We start from the raw sequence: 17,119 nt of genomic DNA on the forward strand, positions 1-17,119 counted from the left end.
TTCAAGGTATTTGTCATGGCCACTGCCGATACATCTCAAGCCCCGGACAACGCTCAAGACACGAGCAATCCGCGCAAACGCAAAATCATGCTGGTGGTGCTCGCCATCGTGGTAATCCTCGCCGGTATCGGCGTCTGGGGTTATCACGAGTTCTACGGGCGCTGGAATGAAAGCACCGACGACGCCTATGTGAACGGCAACGTGGTGGAAATCACCCCGCTGGTCACCGGCACTGTAGTCAGCATCGGTGCTGACGACGGCGACCTGGTCCACGAAGGCCAGGTGCTGATCAACTTTGACCCCAACGATGCCGAAGTTGGTCTGCAAAGTGCCCGGGCCAATCTGGCCCGCACCGTGCGTCAGGTGCGTGGCTTGTACAGCAACGTCGACGGCATGAAAGCCCAGGTCAACGCCCAGCAAGCAGAAGTGCAAAAGGCGCAAGACAACTTCAATCGGCGGAAAAACCTTGCCGCTGGCGGGGCGATTTCCCAGGAAGAACTGTCCCACGCTCGCGACGACCTGACCTCGGCACAAAACGCCCTGGCCAACACCAAGCAACAATTGAAAACCACCAGTGCGTTGGTGGACGACACCGTGGTGTCTTCGCATCCAGACGTGATGGCGGCTGCCGCTCAGCTGCGTCAGGCTTACCTGAACAATTCGCGCAGCACCTTGATCGCGCCAGTCACCGGTTACGTGGCCAAGCGCTCCGTGCAACTGGGCCAGCGGGTTCAGCCAGGCACTGCGCTGATGGCGGTGATACCGCTGGATCAGCTGTGGATCGACGCCAACTTCAAGGAAACCCAACTGCGTGACATGCGCATCGGTCAACCCGTGGAGATCGAGGCCGATCTGTACGGCAGCGACGTGAAATTCAACGGCACCATCGACAGTCTCGGCGCCGGGACCGGCAGCGCGTTCGCCTTGCTGCCAGCGCAGAACGCCACCGGTAACTGGATCAAGATCGTGCAACGCGTACCGGTGCGGATCCACATCAACGCCGAAGAACTGGCCAAGCATCCGCTGCGGGTCGGCCTCTCGACTCAGGTCGATGTGAACCTGCATGACCAGAGCGGCCCGGTGCTGGCGCAACAGCCGCCGCAAAAGGCTTCGTTCAGCACCAACGTGTATGACCGTCAGTTGGCCGAGGCCGACGCGATGATCACTCAGTTGATCCACGACAACAGCGCAGCGGTCAGCAAAACCGTTCAACGCTGATTCGCCATGACACCGCCCTTGTGGGAGCGAGCAGGCTCGCTCCCACAGGGTCAGCTGCGTCTGTAACAGACGTAGCTCCAACCAGGTTTCAAAGGATTCGCGATGAGCAATAACGCGTCTTTCACCCCGCCCAGCCTGCTGCTCAGCACCATCGGCCTGTCGCTGGCGACCTTCATGCAAGTGCTCGACACCACCATCGCCAACGTGGCGCTGCCGACCATTTCCGGCAACCTGGGCGTGAGCTCGGAGCAGGGCACGTGGGTGATCACTTCATTTGCCGTGAGCAACGCCATCGCGCTGCCGCTGACCGGTTGGCTGAGCCGGCGTTTCGGTGAGGTGAAGCTGTTTCTCTGGGCGACCATCCTGTTCGTACTGGCTTCGTTTCTGTGCGGTATCTCGACTTCAATGCCGGAACTGATCGGGTTTCGGGTGCTGCAAGGTCTGGTCGCCGGGCCGTTGTACCCGATGACCCAGACGTTGCTGATCGCGGTCTATCCGCCCGCCAGGCGCGGCATGGCCCTGGCGTTGCTGGCGATGGTCACGGTGGTGGCGCCGATTGCCGGGCCGATCCTTGGTGGCTGGATCACCGACAGCTACAGCTGGCCGTGGATTTTCTTTATCAACGTGCCCATCGGGATCTTTGCGGTGATGGTGGTGCGCCAGCAACTGAAGACGCGCCCGGTGGAGACCAGCCGCCAGCCGATGGACTACGTCGGATTGATCACGCTGATCATTGGCGTTGGCGCGTTGCAGGTAATCCTCGACAAGGGCAACGACCTGGATTGGTTCGAGTCGAACTTCATCCTTATCGGCGCGGCGATTTCGGTGATTGCACTGGCGGTGTTCATCATCTGGGAAATGACCGACAAACACCCGGTGGTCAACCTGCGCCTGTTTGCCTATCGCAACTTTCGCATCGGTACGCTGGTGTTGGTGCTGGGCTACGCCGGTTTCTTCGGCATTAACCTGATTCTGCCGCAATGGTTGCAAACGCAGATGGGCTACACGGCGACGTGGGCCGGTCTGGCGGTGGCGCCCATCGGGATTCTGCCGGTAGTGATGTCACCGTTTGTCGGCAAATATGCGCAAAAATTCGACCTGCGGTTGTTGGCCGGGCTGGCCTTCCTGGCGATTGGCCTGAGCTGCTTCATGCGTGCCGGATTCACGAACGAAGTGGACTTCCAGCACATCGCGCTGGTGCAGTTGTTCATGGGCATTGGCGTGGCGCTGTTCTTCATGCCGACCTTGAGCATTCTGATGTCGGACTTGCCACCGAGCCAGATCGCCGATGGCGCAGGCCTGGCGACTTTCTTGCGCACGTTGGGCGGCAGTTTCGCGGCGTCGTTGACCACGTGGATCTGGATTCGCCGGGCAAACCAGCATCATGCGTACTTGAGTGAAAGCATCACGACGTACGAGCCGGCGACGCGTGAGGCGCTGAACAATCTGGGCGGCGCGGGCAATCCGGCGTATGCACAGCTCGATCACGTGCTGACCAGTCAGGCGTACATGCTGTCCACCGTGGATTACTTCACGTTGCTGGGGTGGGGATTCATGGGGTTGATCCTGATTGTCTGGTTGGCAAAACCACCGTTCGCCGCGAAGGCCGGGCCTGCCGCCGCCGGTCACTAAAGCCGGAAATCGATCGTTCCCACGCTCTGCGTGGGAATGCAGCCCGGGACGCTCTGCGTCCCTTCCGAAGCCGAACGCGGAGCGTCCGTTGAGGCATTCCCACGCAGAGCGTGGGAACGATCAGGTCGATCAGGTCGACGGGGCTGCCAGTTGCGGCGGCGGGGCGAAGTCGAAAGGTGCCAGCGCAAACCCTTGCTCATCCACCTGCAACGCCCACCCCTGACGGTCCCAATCGCCCAGCACAATGCGTTTGGCCGCTTGTTCGCCAATCTGCAACTTGTGAATCGCCGGGCGATGGGTGTGCCCGTGAATCAAGGTCTTTACGCCATATTCCTGCATGATTCGTGGCACTTCCTGCGGCGTGACATCGACGATGTCATTGGCTTTCATCCGCGTCTGTGCACGACTTTCACTGCGTAGCTTGCGCGCCAGTTTGTGCCGGGTGCTCAAGGGCAGGTGTCGCAGGATGAACAGGGTGACGGGGTTGCGCAGGTAGCGACGCAGCTTCATATAGGCTTCGTCGCGGGTGCAGAGGCTGTCGCCGTGCATCAAGAGCACTGGCTCGCCGTAAAGCTGTACGACGCTCGGGTCTTTCAACAACGTGCAGCCGGCCTGTTTGCAAAAGGCCTGGCCGAGCAAGAAGTCGCGATTGCCGTGCATCAGAAAAATGGCCGTGCCGCTGTCGCTGAGATCGCGCAGGGCCTGGCAGATGGAACGTTGAAAGGGCGTCATGGCATCGTCGCCAATCCACACTTCGAAAAAGTCGCCCAAGATGTACAACGCACTCGCCGAGCGGGCGCGTCCGGCGAGCAAATCCAGAAACGCCCGGGTAATGTCCGGGCGCTCCTCTTCCAGATGCAAGTCTGAAATCAGCAGTATCACGCTTCGATGATCTCGGCTTTCTCGATGATCACGTCGTCTGCAGGTACGTCCTGGTGGCCAGCCTTGGAGGTGGTGGAAACGCCTTTGATCTTGTCGACAACGTCGGTGCCTTCAACGACTTTGGCGAACACGGCGTAGCCCCAGCCCTGAGTGGTCTTGGCGCTGTGGTTCAGGAAGCTGTTGTCAGCCACGTTGATGAAGAACTGGGCGGAAGCCGAATGCGGCTCCATGGTGCGGGCCATGGCAACGCTGTATTTCACGTTCGGCAGGCCGTTGTCGGCTTCGTTCTGGATGCTTGGGCGCTTGTCTTTCTTTTCTTTCATGCCTGGCTCAAAACCGCCGCCCTGGATCATGAAGTTACCGATGACACGGTGGAAAACGGTGTTTTCGTAGTGACCGGCTTTGACGTACTCGATGAAGTTGGCAACGGTCAGCGGTGCCTTTTCAGCGTTCAGTTCCAGGACGATGTCGCCATGGTTGGTGGTCAGTTTGACTTGGGTCATGATCGGTACTCTATCAATGAATTCGTGGGTTTCGAGGCGTTGAAGCCCTCAACCGGTCCGGCCAGATTCGGCCAAGGTGCGCAGTTTAGCGTGCCGGGCGCGAATTTCGAGGCTGTTTTTCATTTGCATCCGATTAAATGCAGCCGTTTTCGGGCCTGCTCTGTCAGCGACTTGACGGCATCGGCTATGATAAGCCCCTTTGATTTAACAGCCGCTTTGATTTGGCCAACTGGCCGCGCACTTGTACGTTCAAGGATCCTATGAGCAAGCCCACTGTCGACCCTACCTCGAATTCCAAGACCGGCCCTGCCGTGCCGGTCAATTTCCTGCGCCCGATCATCCAGGCGGACCTGGACTCGGGTAAGCACACGCAGATCGTCACTCGTTTCCCGCCTGAGCCCAACGGTTACCTGCACATCGGTCACGCCAAGTCGATTTGCGTGAACTTCGGTCTGGCCCAGGAGTTTGGCGGCGTCACGCACCTGCGTTTCGACGACACCAACCCGGCCAAGGAAGACCAGGAATACATCGACGCGATCGAAAGCGACGTCAAATGGCTGGGCTTTGAATGGTCCGGTGAAGTGCGCTACGCCTCGCAGTATTTCGACCAGTTGCACGACTGGGCCGTCGAGCTGATCAAGGCCGGCAAGGCCTACGTCGACGACCTGAGCCCTGAACAGGCCAAGGAATACCGTGGCAGCCTGACCGAACCGGGCAAGAACAGCCCGTTCCGTGACCGCTCCGTGGAAGAAAACCTCGACTGGTTCGCCCGCATGCGTGCCGGCGAATTCCCGGACGGCGCTCGTGTGCTGCGGGCCAAGATCGACATGGCCTCGCCGAACATGAACCTGCGCGACCCGATCATGTACCGCATCCGCCACGCCCATCACCACCAGACGGGCGACAAGTGGTGCATCTACCCGAACTACGACTTCACCCACGGTCAGTCGGACGCCATCGAAGGCATCACCCACTCGATCTGCACCCTGGAGTTCGAAAGCCATCGTCCGCTGTATGAATGGTTCCTGGAAAACCTGCCGGTGCCGGCTAACCCGCGCCAGTACGAGTTCAGCCGCCTGAACCTGAACTACACCATCACCAGCAAGCGCAAGCTCAAGCAACTGGTCGATGAAAAGCACGTTCACGGTTGGGACGATCCGCGCATGTCCACGCTGTCGGGCTTCCGTCGCCGTGGCTACACGCCGAAATCGATCCGCAACTTCTGCGAAATGATCGGCACCAACCGTTCCGACGGCGTGGTTGACTTCGGCATGCTTGAATTCAGCATCCGTGACGACCTCGACCACAGCGCGCCGCGTGCCATGTGCGTGCTGCGTCCGTTGAAAGTCGTGATCACCAACTACCCGGAAGGTCAGGTCGAAAACCTCGAACTGGCGTGCCACCCCAAAGAAGACATGGGCGTGCGCGTCCTGCCGTTCGCCCGTGAGCTCTACATCGACCGTGAAGACTTCATGGAAGAGCCGCCAAAAGGCTACAAGCGCCTGGAACCGAACGGCGAAGTGCGTCTGCGCGGCAGCTACGTGATCCGTGCCGACGAAGCGATCAAGGACGCCGATGGCAACATCGTCGAACTGCGTTGCACCTACGACCCGGAAACCCTCGGCAAGAACCCTGAAGGCCGCAAGGTCAAAGGCGTGGTGCACTGGGTGCCGGCGGCTGCAAGCGTCGAATGCGAAGTGCGTCTGTACGATCGTCTGTTCCGTTCTCCGAACCCGGAGAAGGCTGAAGACAGCGCCAGTTTCCTGGACAACATCAACCCTGACTCACTGCAGGTCCTCACCGGTTGTCGTGCTGAACCCTCGTTGGGCAATGCACAGCCGGAAGACCGTTTCCAGTTCGAGCGCGAAGGCTACTTCGTCGCGGATATCAAGGACTCGAAACCAGGTCATCCGGTATTCAACCGTACCGTGACCCTGCGTGATTCGTGGGGCCAGTGATTCAAGGAAACTAAAGTGCTGACGATCTACAACACGCTCACCAAGAGCAAAGAAGTCTTCAAGCCGCTGGATGGCAACAAGGTGCGCATGTATGTCTGCGGGATGACCGTGTACGACTACTGCCACCTTGGCCACGGCCGCAGCATGGTCGCATTCGACCTGGTGACCCGCTGGTTGCGGTTCAGCGGCTATGACCTGACTTATGTGCGCAACATCACCGACATTGACGACAAGATCATCAATCGGGCCAAGGAGAACGGCGAGTCGTTCGAAGCCTTGACCGAGCGCATGATCGCGGCGATGCACGAAGACGAAGCGCGCCTGAACATCAAGAAGCCGGACATGGAACCGCGCGCCACCGGTCATATTCCCGGCATGCACGCGATGATCCAGACCCTGATCGACAAGGGTTACGCCTACGCACCGGGCAATGGCGACGTGTACTACCGCGTTGCCAAGTTCATGGGCTACGGCAAGCTGTCGCGCAAGAAAATCGAAGACCTGCGCATTGGCGCGCGGATCGAAGTCGACGAGTCCAAACAGGACCCGCTGGACTTCGTGCTGTGGAAAGGCGCCAAGCCGGGTGAGCCGAGCTGGCCATCGCCGTGGGGCGATGGGCGTCCGGGCTGGCACATCGAATGCTCGGTGATGTCGACCTGCTGCCTCGGCGAGACCTTCGACATTCATGGCGGCGGCAGCGACCTGGAGTTTCCGCACCACGAAAACGAAATCGCCCAGAGCGAAGCGGCGACCGGCAAGACCTACGCCAACGCGTGGATGCATTGCGGCATGATTCGCATCAATGGCGAGAAGATGTCCAAGTCCTTGAACAACTTCTTCACCATTCGCGACGTGCTGGAAAAGTACCACCCGGAAGTCGTGCGTTACCTGCTGGTGTCGAGCCATTACCGCAGCGCGATCAACTATTCGGAAGACAACCTCAAGGACGCCAAAGGCGCACTCGAGCGTTTCTACCATGCCTTGAAAGGCCTGCCGAACGTGGCGCCTGCTGGCGGCGAAGCCTTTGTCGAGCGTTTCACCCAGGTGATGAACGACGACTTCGGCACACCGGAAGCCTGCGCGGTGCTGTTCGAAATGGTTCGCGAGATCAACCGTCTGCGCGAGAGCGATCTTGAGGCGGCGGCCGGTCTGGCGGCGCGCTTGAAGGAACTGGCCAGCGTGCTGGGTGTGTTGCAGCTTGAAGCCGATGACTTCCTGCAGGCCGGCGCCGAAGGGCGGGTTGACGCGGCTGAAGTTGATGCACTGATTCAGGCTCGCCTGAATGCGCGCGCCAACAAGGACTGGGCCGAATCCGACCGCATCCGCGACCAGCTCACCGCCATGGGCGTGGTGCTGGAAGACGGCAAGGGCGGCACGACCTGGCGTCTGGCTGACTGATTGTCCTATCTGTAAAAAACAAAACCCGCCTTGTGCGGGTTTTGTTTTTTCTGGCGGGTGTCAGCTCAGCAGACCGGTGCTGACCGCGACAATCAGGAAGATCCCGAGCACAGCGCGGTAGATGACAAACGGCCAGGTGGAGAACTTCTCCAGAAAACGCATCAGGCCCCAGATGGCGAAAAATGCCGAAATGCTGGCGATCACCAGGCCGAAAATCAGATGTGCCCAGGCTTGCGCGGGCAGATCGGCATGGAACAACACCCACAGCTCCTTCAAACCGGCCAGGGCGATGGCGGGCAGCCCCAACAAAAAGGAGAACCGTGCAGCCTCTTCACGTTTGAAGTTGAGGAACAGCGCTGCTGTGAGTGTAGAGCCCGAACGCGACACCCCGGGAATCAGCGCGCCGATCTGCGCAATGCCGACGATCAGCGCATCGCGCAGGCGCATTTCGCCCACAGTGCGGCGATGTCGGCAACTGAGTTCGGCGGCCGCCAACAACACCGCCATGACCACGCAGGAAATCCCGATCACCATCAGCCCGCGCAACGGCGAGTTGCAAGCGTTGAGCGTCGAGGACAACGCGATGCCAGCAATGCCGATAGGGATGGTCGCCAGTACGATGGCCACTGCGAGGACGAACCACTGGTTGCTGAAATCGCGTTGGCGTACGGCGCCGATACTGCCGCTGACGAGTTGGCTGACATCACGCCAGAAATAACTGACCACCGCCGCCAGTGCGGCCAACTGCATGGCCGCGGAAAACGCCGAGCCGGGATCCGGCCAGCCGAGCAGGGCGGGCACGATGCGCATGTGCGCGGTGGAGGAAACGGGCAACAACTCGGTGATGCCCTGAACGATGCCCAGGAAGCCGATTTGCAGGTAATCCAGTGAGGCGAAGCCGATATCGAGGCCGGTAGAACAGATGTTGGTCAAAGCGCTTATCCTGTGAGGATCAGGAGGACGGAGGTTCTGAATCAAAAGGCATGAGGTGAAAAGCGGAAACATTTCGTCACAGACTAGTCTGTTCGGTCAATGGTTTAGTTGATGGTTTTGCGGTGATTGAACCGGCGTCTTCGCGAGCAAGCCCGCTCCCACAGGGGAATGGTTATATCCACAAACATCAGATCGACGGAAATAGGGTGTGGGAGCGGGTTTGCTCGCGAAGAGGCCCGCCAAGCCAACCCGTCACTCAGCCTGACGCAATCGCTTGTAAAGGGTATTTCGGCTCACACCCAATCGCCGCGCCAGATGCGAAATATTCCCCCCTGCCGCCTGCAACAACCGATTCAAATCCTCGGCATCATTCAAGTCAGCCGCCAGCGGCTCCGTTGGTTCAACCGGCTCCATCTCCAGATCCACAAAAAAATCATCCGGCAAATGCTCCGGTCGCACCGGCTGTTCCTCGGCCATGGCCAGCGCTACCTGCATCACGCTGCTGACCTGGCGTAAATTCCCCGGCCACGGATGACGACCGAACAATTCCATCACCTCGCGGCTCAACCCGGCCCATTGCGAGGGTTCTCGGTGTTGCTCCCACAAGCGTTTGAACAGCGCCTGCTTGTCACTGCGTTCCCGTAGCGGCGGCAATTCCAGGGTCAAGCCGCCGATGCGGTAATACAGGTCTTCGCGAAAGCGCCCCAGTTGCACTTGCTCGCGCAACGAGCGGTTAGTCGCCGAGATGATGCGTAGATCCACCGGGAACAACTCGCTGCTGCCCACCGGTTGCACACAACGTTCCTGCAACACCCGCAACAGCCGTGCCTGGGTCGGCAGCGGCATGTCGCCGATTTCATCAAGAAACAGCGTGCCTTTGTCGGCCTTGCGGATCAGTCCGATGCTGCCTTTCTGGTTGGCGCCGGTGAACGCGCCTTTCTCGTAGCCAAACAGCTCGGACTCCACCAGTTCGGCGGGGATCGCTGCACAGTTCACGGCAATGAACGGTTGTTTGCTGCGCGAGCTGGCCTGGTGCAGCGCTTTGACGAACACTTCCTTGCCGACCCCGGTTTCACCGTGAATCAACAGCGGAATGTCCTTCTCCAGCAAACGCTCGGCCTGCCGTACGGCTTTTTCCACGCGGCTGTCGCCGAAGTGCAGGGTGTTGAGGTTGATCGCGGCGGGCGCTGTTTCGGCAGGTTCGGTGCGCGCGGGTTCAGTGCTCTTCATTTCAGAGAAAAGCCGCGCATGGATCGGTGCCTGCTTCGGCCGTTTCAGCACGCACTGAAAGCGGTTGCGACCGGCTGCTTGCAGGGAAAAAGGCAGGCCTTCGGGCTGGTTCAGCAGTTCCAGTAGCGAGACTTTGAACAGGCTGTCAACGCTGACCCGCGACAGGCTGATGCCCAGCAAGTTATCGGCACGGCGGTTGGCCGAGAGCACTTGTCCGGTTTCATCGAAGATCAACAACCCGGCCCATTGGCTGTCGAGGTTGTTCAACCCGGTATTGAACGTCAATTGAAAGTGCTGGCCATGGAACAGGTTGAGGATCAGCCGGTTCTCCACGGTCTGGCTCATCATCTTGACCATGCCAAGGGTGTGGGAGGGCGGCAGGTAGCTGTCACTGGACACGTCCAGCACCGCAATCACCTTGCGCTCGGCATCGAAAATCGGCGCGGCGGACCCTGTCATGAAACGGTTGGCTTTGAGAAAGTGCTCATCGTGCTCGATGTGCACGGCTTGCTCGCAGGTCAGCGCGGTGCCGATTGCATTGGTCCCGCTGCAACGCTCCATCCAGCTGGCGCCCGCGTTGAAACCGCGGGTCAGACTCGGCTCGATGAAGCGCTGAGTGCCCCATGAGGTCAGCACCTGGCCCTGGTTGTCAGCGAGCATGATCAGGCAATTGGAGTTGCTCAGAATGTTTTCGTAATACGGCAGGACTTCCTGATGCGTGGTCTGCACCAGTGAATGCTGGCGCTCGAGCAACTGCGCGATGTCCGCCGCCGGTAGCTGATCGAACGCCGGGGCACTCTGATGATTGAGGCCAAATGCGCGGCAACGGGACCAGGAGTCCTGGATGATTGCGTCGTGGGACAAAACGGGCGCAGGTGCGGCCATGACAGTCAGCCTCTGAGTAACACTTTTATTGTTGTTATAGGTATTCCCCTGTGGGAGCGAGCCTGCTCGCGATAGCGGTGGGTCAGTCAATAGTGATGTCGACTGCCTCACTCCTATCGCGAGCAGGCTCGCTCCCACAGGTTTCTCAATTGCGGCCTTGCTCAGGGAAGGCGAAAAACATCCGTAGAGTGTTGTTCACTATTGTTCATTGTCAACGGTTCGATTGTTCAGTTGTTCAAGCGTGATTGTTCATTTCTGTTCAGCAACGAAAGCAGGCTTGCCGCTGTTTCGAAGTTTTTCAAGGCGGATCAACGGCTTGCATTTTCTGGCATGAAACTCGCTCTGTGCCTGGGGTCGCTTGACTCCAAATAATAAAAAAGGCCGAGCCATGTCATTAACCCTGGAGCACGTCAGCCGTACCGTCGAGGGCCAGACCTGGATCGACGATGCGAACCTGAGTTTCGAACCCGGATCCTTCAACGTTTTGCTCGGGCGCACGCTGTCCGGCAAAACCAGTCTCATGCGCCTGATGGCCGGTCTGGACAAGCCCGACAGCGGCCGCATCCTGATGAATGGCGTCGACGTCACGCAGCGCCCGGTGCGTTTGCGCAACGTGTCGATGGTGTATCAGCAGTTCATCAATTACCCGACCATGACGGTGTTCGAGAACATCGCCTCGCCTTTGCGCCAGGGCGGCGTTTCCAACGAGCTGATCCAGAGCAAAGTGCTGGAAACCGCGAAGATGTTGCGCATCGAGAAATTCCTCCAGCGCCATCCCCTCGAACTGTCCGGCGGCCAGCAACAGCGCACGGCGATGGCCCGGGCGCTGGTCAAGGATGCCGAGCTGATCCTGTTCGATGAACCGCTGGTGAACCTGGACTACAAACTGCGCGAGGAGCTGCGCCAGGAAATGCGCGAGCTGTTCAAGGCTCGCCACACCATCGCTATTTATGCCACCACTGAACCCAACGAAGCACTGGCGCTGGGCGGCACCACGACCATTCTTCATGAAGGCCGGGTGATTCAGAGCGGCAAGTCTTCGCAGGTCTATCACCAGCCACAAACGGTGCTGGCGGCGGAGTTGTTCTCCGAGCCGCCGATCAACCTGATGCCGGGCCGTATCGCCGGCAACGAGGTCAGCTTCGCCAACTTCGTGCACTTCCCGTTGAATGTGGATTTGCGCCCGGTGGGCGAAGGCGAGTTCCGCTTTGGCGTGCGCCCCAGCCACATTTCGCTGGTGCCGAGCAACGACGATGACCTGGAACTCGCGGTGACCGTCGAGGTGGCCGAGATCAGCGGCTCCGAAACGTTCTTGCACGTACGCAACGAACATTTCCTGTTGGTGCTGCACTTGCCCGGCGTGCACGAGTACGACGTCGATGCGCCGATCCGCATCTACATCCCGACCCATAAACTGTTTGTCTTCGATGCGCAGGGACGGCTGGTCCAGGCGCCCGGTCGTCGTATCTCGAGGGTTGCCTGATGGCCGAAATACGATTGCAGAATCTCGCCCACAGCTACACCCGCACGCCGACTGGCCCCGAGGATTACGCGATTCGTGAGATGGACCACATCTGGGAGCAGGGTGGGGCCTACGCGTTGCTCGGTCCTTCGGGCTGCGGCAAATCGACGTTGCTCAATATCATTTCCGGGTTGCTCAGTCCGTCCCAGGGCCATGTCCTGTTCGACGGCAAAGCGGTCAATGATCTGACCCCGGAGAAGCGCAACATCGCCCAGGTTTTCCAGTTTCCGGTGGTCTACGACACCATGACGGTGTTCGACAACCTGGCCTTCCCGCTGCGTAACCAGGGCATGGCCGAGGCGAAAATTCACAGCAAGGTGCAGGAAATTGCCGAGGTCCTCGACCTGCAGGCGCTGCTTAGCAAGAAGGCGCGCAACCTCACCGCCGATGAAAAACAGAAAGTCTCCATGGGCCGCGGGCTGGTACGCGATGACGTCTCGGCGATCCTCTTCGATGAACCGCTGACGGTGATCGACCCGCACTTGAAGTGGAAGCTGCGGCGCAAGCTCAAGCAGATCCACGAGCAATTCAACATCACTATGGTCTACGTCACCCACGATCAGCTGGAGGCTTCGACGTTCGCTGACAAGATTGCGGTGATGTACGGCGGACAAATAGTGCAGTTCGGTACGCCGCGCGAATTGTTCGAGCGGCCAAGCCACACCTTTGTCGGCTACTTCATCGGCAGCCCCGGCATGAACCTGATTCAGGTGCAGCCACAAGCGGGCGGTGTCGGTTTTGCTTCGACGCATCTGCCGTTGTCGGACGCGCAACAACAACGCATCGCCGAGTCGCAATGGAAAACCCTGAAGGTCGGCATCCGTCCCGAATTCGTGCATGTGTGGGACGAACCGGTTGATGACGCGATGCAGGCACAAGTCGTACACGTCGAAGACCTCGGCACCTACAAGATCCTGACCCTGAGCCTCGACGGCGCGCCGCTGAAGGTGCGCATGGCCGAAGACAAGCCAGTGCCTGAAGGCACGGCTTACATCAGCTTTCCGGCGCAGTGGCTGATGGTCTATGCCGACGATTACTTGCTGGAGACGCAGCCATGAACAAGGTGCAAAACAACAAGGCCTGGTGGCTGGTCCTGCCGGTGTTCCTGCTGGTGGCGTTCAGCGCGGTGATCCCGATGATGACCGTGGTCAACTATTCGGTGCAGGACATCTTCGACCAGTCCAGCCGCTACTTCGTCGGCGCCGACTGGTACAAGCAGGTGCTGCTGGACCCAAGGCTGCACGAATCGCTGTTGCGCCAGTTCATCTATTCGGGCTGCGTACTGCTGATTGAAATCCCGCTGGGTATCGCCATCGCCCTGACCATGCCGACCAAGGGCCGCTGGTCTTCGCTGGTGCTGATTATCCTGGCGATTCCGCTGCTGATTCCATGGAACGTGGTCGGCACCATCTGGCAGATCTTCGGTCGGGCCGATATTGGCTTGCTGGGGTCGAGCCTCAACGCCATGGGCATCAGCTACAACTATGCGGCGAACACCATGGATGCCTGGGTCACGGTGCTGGTGATGGACGTCTGGCACTGGACCTCGCTGGTGGCGCTGTTGTGTTTCTCCGGGTTACGGGCCATTCCCGACGTGTATTACCAGGCGGCGCGGATCGATCGGGCGTCGGCCTGGGCCGTGTTCCGCCACATCCAGTTGCCCAAGCTCAAGAGCGTGCTGTTGATCGCGGTGATGCTGCGCTTCATGGACAGTTTCATGATCTACACCGAACCGTTCGTGCTCACCGGTGGCGGCCCGGGCAATGCCACCACCTTCCTGAGTCAGACACTGACCCAGATGGCTGTAGGGCAATTCGACCTGGGGCCGGCCGCCGCGTTCTCGCTGGTGTACTTCCTGATCATCCTGTTGGTGTCCTGGCTGTTCTACACCGCCATGACTCACTCTGACGCCAACCGCTGAGGTCTGCCATGAGCAAGCGAAAGCTAATCCCGTTGCTGATCTACATCCTGTTCCTGCTGGTGCCGATCTACTGGCTGCTGAACATGTCCTTCAAGAGCAATACCGAAATCCTTGGCGGTCTGACGCTGTTTCCGCAGGATTTCACCTTCGCCAACTACAAGGTGATCTTCACCGACCCGAGTTGGTACACCGGTTATCTCAACTCGCTGTACTACGTGAGCCTGAACACGGTGATCTCCCTGAGCGTGGCGCTGCCGGCGGCTTATGCGTTCTCGCGTTATCGCTTCCTGGGCGACAAGCACCTGTTTTTCTGGTTGTTGACCAATCGCATGGCACCGCCGGCGGTGTTTCTGCTGCCGTTCTTCCAGCTGTATTCCTCGATCGGCCTGTTTGACACGCACATCGCCGTGGCCTTGGCGCACTGCCTGTTCAACGTGCCGTTGGCGGTGTGGATCCTCGAGGGCTTCATGTCTGGCGTTCCGAAGGAGATCGACGAAACGGCCTACATCGATGGCTACAGTTTTCCCAAGTTCTTCATGAAGATTTTCGTCCCGCTGATCGGCTCCGGAATCGGCGTCACCGCGTTCTTCTGCTTCATGTTCTCCTGGGTCGAACTGCTGCTGGCACGGACGCTGACGTCGGTGAATGCCAAGCCGATCGCGGCGGTGATGACCCGAACGGTCTCGGCGTCCGGCATTGACTGGGGAGTACTGGCAGCGGCGGGGGTGTTGACCATCCTGCCGGGCATGCTGGTGATCTGGTTTGTTCGCAACCACGTGGCCAAGGGCTTTGCCCTGGGCCGGGTCTGAGGAACTGATGATGGAATGGATGAGTTGGACCGGCCCCACGGCGGCGTTTTTCGGCGTCATTGCCTTGATGCTGGTCGGCATGACGACTTGGGAATTACGGTCGCCGAGTGTCCCTCGGCGTGGTCTTTTGCCGATTGCCACGACCCGTGGCGACCGGCTGTTTATCGGTCTTCTCGGCAGCGCCTACCTGCATTTGCTGGTAATTGGCGTCACCGACTGGAGCATCTGGGTTGCGTTCGCGTTGTCCCTGGTGTGGCTGTTGGCTGTGATGCGGTGGGGCTAGTCGAATCGCTCGGCAATCGTGCTCCAAAACCTAAACAGGAGGTCTCTATGTTCGACAAAAACAATAAGCTGCGACATAGCATTTCATTGGCAGCCATGCTGGCACTCAGCGGTTTGAGCGCATCGGCCTGGGCCGATGCCTATGAAGAGGCGGCGAAGAAATGGATTGGCAGCGAGTTCAAACCGTCAACCCTGACGGCGGATCAACAGCTTGAAGAACTGAAGTGGTTCATCAAGGCCGCGGAGCCGTTTCGCGGGATGGACATCAAGGTCGTTTCCGAAACCCTGACCACGCACGAGTATGAGTCCAAGGTGTTGGCCAAGGCCTTCACCGAGATCACCGGGATCAAAGTCACCCACGATCTGCTGCAAGAAGGCGACGTGGTGGAGAAACTGCAGACCGTGATGCAGTCCGACAAGAGCATCTATGACGGTTGGGTCAACGACTCGGACCTGATCGGCACGCATTTCCGTTACGGCAAGACCGAAGCCATTACCGACCTGATGGCCAATGAAGGTAAAAACTTCACCTCGCCGACCCTGGACCTCAAGGACTTCATCGGCACCTCCTTCACCACTGCGCCCGACGGCAAGCTCTATCAATTGCCCGATCAACAGTTCGCCAACCTCTACTGGTTCCGCGCCGACTGGTTCGAACGGCCGGAGCTGAAAGCCAAGTTCAAGGATAAATACGGTTACGAGCTGGGCGTGCCGGTGAACTGGTCTGCCTATGAAGACATCGCCAAATTCTTCAGCGAAGACGTCAAGGAGATCGACGGCAAACGGATTTACGGCCACATGGACTACGGCAAGAAAGACCCGTCCCTGGGCTGGCGCTTCACCGATGCCTGGTTCTCCATGGCCGGCGGCGGTGACAAGGGCTTGCCCAACGGTTTGCCGGTGGACGAGTGGGGCATTCGTGTCGAAGACTGCCATCCGGTTGGCTCCAGCGTGACCCGCGGGGGCGATACCAACGGCCCGGCGGCGGTGTTTGCCACCACCAAATACGTCGACTGGATGAAGAAATACGCGCCACCGGAAGCGGCGGGCATGACCTTCTCCGAATCCGGCCCGGTGCCGTCCCAAGGCAACATCGCCCAGCAAATTTTTTGGTACACCGCGTTCACTGCGGACATGACCAAACCGGGTCTGCCGGTGGTGAATGCCGACGGCACGCCGAAATGGCGCATGGCACCATCGCCACGCGGACCGTATTGGGAAGAGGGCATGAAGCTTGGGTATCAGGACGTGGGTTCGTGGACGTTCATGAAGTCCACACCTGAGAAACAGAAACTGGCGGCCTGGCTGTACGCGCAGTTCGTGACTTCGAAAACCGTATCGTTGAAGAAAACCATCGTCGGCCTGACGCCCATCCGCGAGTCGGACATCAACTCGCAAGCGATGACTGACCTAGCGCCGAAACTCGGTGGGCTGGTGGAGTTCTACCGCAGCCCGGCCCGCGTGCAATGGACCCCGACCGGGACCAACGTGCCGGACTATCCGCGTCTGGCTCAACTGTGGTGGAGCCACATCGCCGAAGCCGCCAGCGGCGACAAAACCCCGCAACAGGCGCTGGATGGCCTGGCCAAGGATCAGGACGCGATCATGACGCGCCTGGAACGCTCGAAAGCGCAAGCCGTGTGCGCGCCGAAAATGAACGCCGAGCGCGATGCGCAGTACTGGTTCGATCAGCCGGGTGCACCGAAGCCGAAACTGGCGAACGAGAAACCGAAAGGCGAAACCGTGAGCTACAACGAACTGCTGAAGTCGTGGGCGGATGCACGCAAGTAAGAGGCTGTCATGTGAAACGCGAACGGCACCGAAAGGTGCCGTTTTGCTTTGTGCCTGTTCCGCCGCCATCGCGGGCAAGCCCGGCTCCCACAGGTATTGCGCCGTTACCGGTGACTTGCCCATCAACTTGCTGATCGGCGTGCCCAGTAAAAACC

14 protein-coding genes are annotated in these 17,119 nt (G+C 59.4%); 10 read left to right on the top strand and 4 right to left on the bottom strand.

Annotated features, from left to right (window positions below):
• Positions 1-15: 15 nt before the first annotated feature.
• Positions 16-1,218, top strand: a complete 1,203-nt coding sequence (locus tag QRN31_RS22620; protein ID WP_285434668.1) for an HlyD family secretion protein — start codon at positions 16-18, stop codon at positions 1,216-1,218.
• 102 nt (positions 1,219-1,320) lie between these two features.
• Positions 1,321-2,850, top strand: a complete 1,530-nt coding sequence (locus QRN31_RS22625; protein ID WP_285434669.1) for a DHA2 family efflux MFS transporter permease subunit — start codon at positions 1,321-1,323, stop codon at positions 2,848-2,850.
• 129 nt (positions 2,851-2,979) lie between these two features.
• Here the strand turns inward: QRN31_RS22625 and lpxH are convergent, their stop codons facing one another.
• Positions 2,980-3,732 carry a UDP-2,3-diacylglucosamine diphosphatase gene (gene lpxH / locus QRN31_RS22630; protein WP_285434670.1) on the bottom strand — a complete coding sequence of 251 codons (753 nt, stop codon included), beginning with the start codon at positions 3,730-3,732 and terminating at the stop codon, positions 2,980-2,982.
• Positions 3,729-4,235 carry a peptidylprolyl isomerase gene (locus tag QRN31_RS22635; protein ID WP_090185718.1) on the bottom strand — a complete coding sequence of 169 codons (507 nt, stop codon included), beginning with the start codon at positions 4,233-4,235 and terminating at the stop codon, positions 3,729-3,731. The genes lpxH and QRN31_RS22635 overlap by 4 nt, the downstream gene beginning before the upstream one ends.
• 260 nt (positions 4,236-4,495) lie before the next feature.
• Here QRN31_RS22635 and QRN31_RS22640 point away from each other — a divergent pair, with 260 nt between their 5' ends.
• Both QRN31_RS22640 and cysS read left to right on the top strand, forming a co-directional pair.
• Positions 4,496-6,193, top strand: coding sequence for a glutamine--tRNA ligase/YqeY domain fusion protein (locus QRN31_RS22640; RefSeq protein WP_285434671.1), 1,698 nt, complete (start codon positions 4,496-4,498; stop codon positions 6,191-6,193).
• Between the two features lie 15 nt (positions 6,194-6,208).
• Complete coding sequence (gene cysS / locus QRN31_RS22645) at positions 6,209-7,591, top strand: cysteine--tRNA ligase (RefSeq protein ID WP_285434672.1); 1,383 nt, start codon at positions 6,209-6,211, stop codon at positions 7,589-7,591.
• A gap of 60 nt (positions 7,592-7,651) precedes the next feature.
• Here cysS and uppP read toward each other — a convergent pair whose 3' ends face one another.
• Both uppP and QRN31_RS22655 read right to left on the bottom strand, forming a co-directional pair.
• Positions 7,652-8,524, bottom strand: coding sequence for an undecaprenyl-diphosphatase UppP (uppP, locus tag QRN31_RS22650; RefSeq protein ID WP_285434673.1), 873 nt, complete (start codon positions 8,522-8,524; stop codon positions 7,652-7,654).
• Between the two features lie 252 nt (positions 8,525-8,776).
• Positions 8,777-10,639: a sigma-54-dependent Fis family transcriptional regulator gene (locus tag QRN31_RS22655; RefSeq protein ID WP_285434675.1), complete on the bottom strand. Its 1,863-nt coding sequence runs from the start codon at positions 10,637-10,639 to the stop codon at positions 8,777-8,779.
• 388 nt (positions 10,640-11,027) lie between these two features.
• On the opposite strand from QRN31_RS22655, the gene QRN31_RS22660 reads away from it, so the two are divergent.
• From QRN31_RS22660 to QRN31_RS22685, 6 genes are read left to right on the top strand one after another with little or no spacing between them, the layout of a single operon-like run.
• Positions 11,028-12,122 carry an ABC transporter ATP-binding protein gene (locus tag QRN31_RS22660; protein WP_285434676.1) on the top strand — a complete coding sequence of 365 codons (1,095 nt, stop codon included), beginning with the start codon at positions 11,028-11,030 and terminating at the stop codon, positions 12,120-12,122.
• Positions 12,122-13,219, top strand: a complete 1,098-nt coding sequence (locus QRN31_RS22665) for an ABC transporter ATP-binding protein (protein ID WP_285434678.1) — start codon at positions 12,122-12,124, stop codon at positions 13,217-13,219. The genes QRN31_RS22660 and QRN31_RS22665 overlap by 1 nt, the downstream gene beginning before the upstream one ends.
• On the top strand, positions 13,216-14,082 hold the full coding sequence (locus QRN31_RS22670) for a carbohydrate ABC transporter permease (RefSeq protein WP_208669050.1): 867 nt from the start codon (positions 13,216-13,218) through the stop codon (positions 14,080-14,082). The genes QRN31_RS22665 and QRN31_RS22670 overlap by 4 nt, the downstream gene beginning before the upstream one ends.
• Before the next feature lie 8 nt (positions 14,083-14,090).
• Positions 14,091-14,891, top strand: a complete 801-nt coding sequence (locus QRN31_RS22675) for a carbohydrate ABC transporter permease (protein WP_285434679.1) — start codon at positions 14,091-14,093, stop codon at positions 14,889-14,891.
• Between the two features lie 10 nt (positions 14,892-14,901).
• Positions 14,902-15,174, top strand: a complete 273-nt coding sequence (locus QRN31_RS22680) for a DUF2160 domain-containing protein (protein WP_285434680.1) — start codon at positions 14,902-14,904, stop codon at positions 15,172-15,174.
• A gap of 47 nt (positions 15,175-15,221) precedes the next feature.
• The gene (locus QRN31_RS22685) at positions 15,222-16,964 is read left to right on the top strand and encodes an ABC transporter substrate-binding protein (RefSeq protein ID WP_285434681.1); all 1,743 of its coding nucleotides are present in this window, start codon (positions 15,222-15,224) and stop codon (positions 16,962-16,964) included.
• The last annotated feature ends 155 nt before the right edge of the window (positions 16,965-17,119 follow it).

Source organism: Pseudomonas sp. fls2-241-R2A-110 (assembly GCF_030209165.1).
GTDB lineage: Bacteria > Pseudomonadota > Gammaproteobacteria > Pseudomonadales > Pseudomonadaceae > Aquipseudomonas.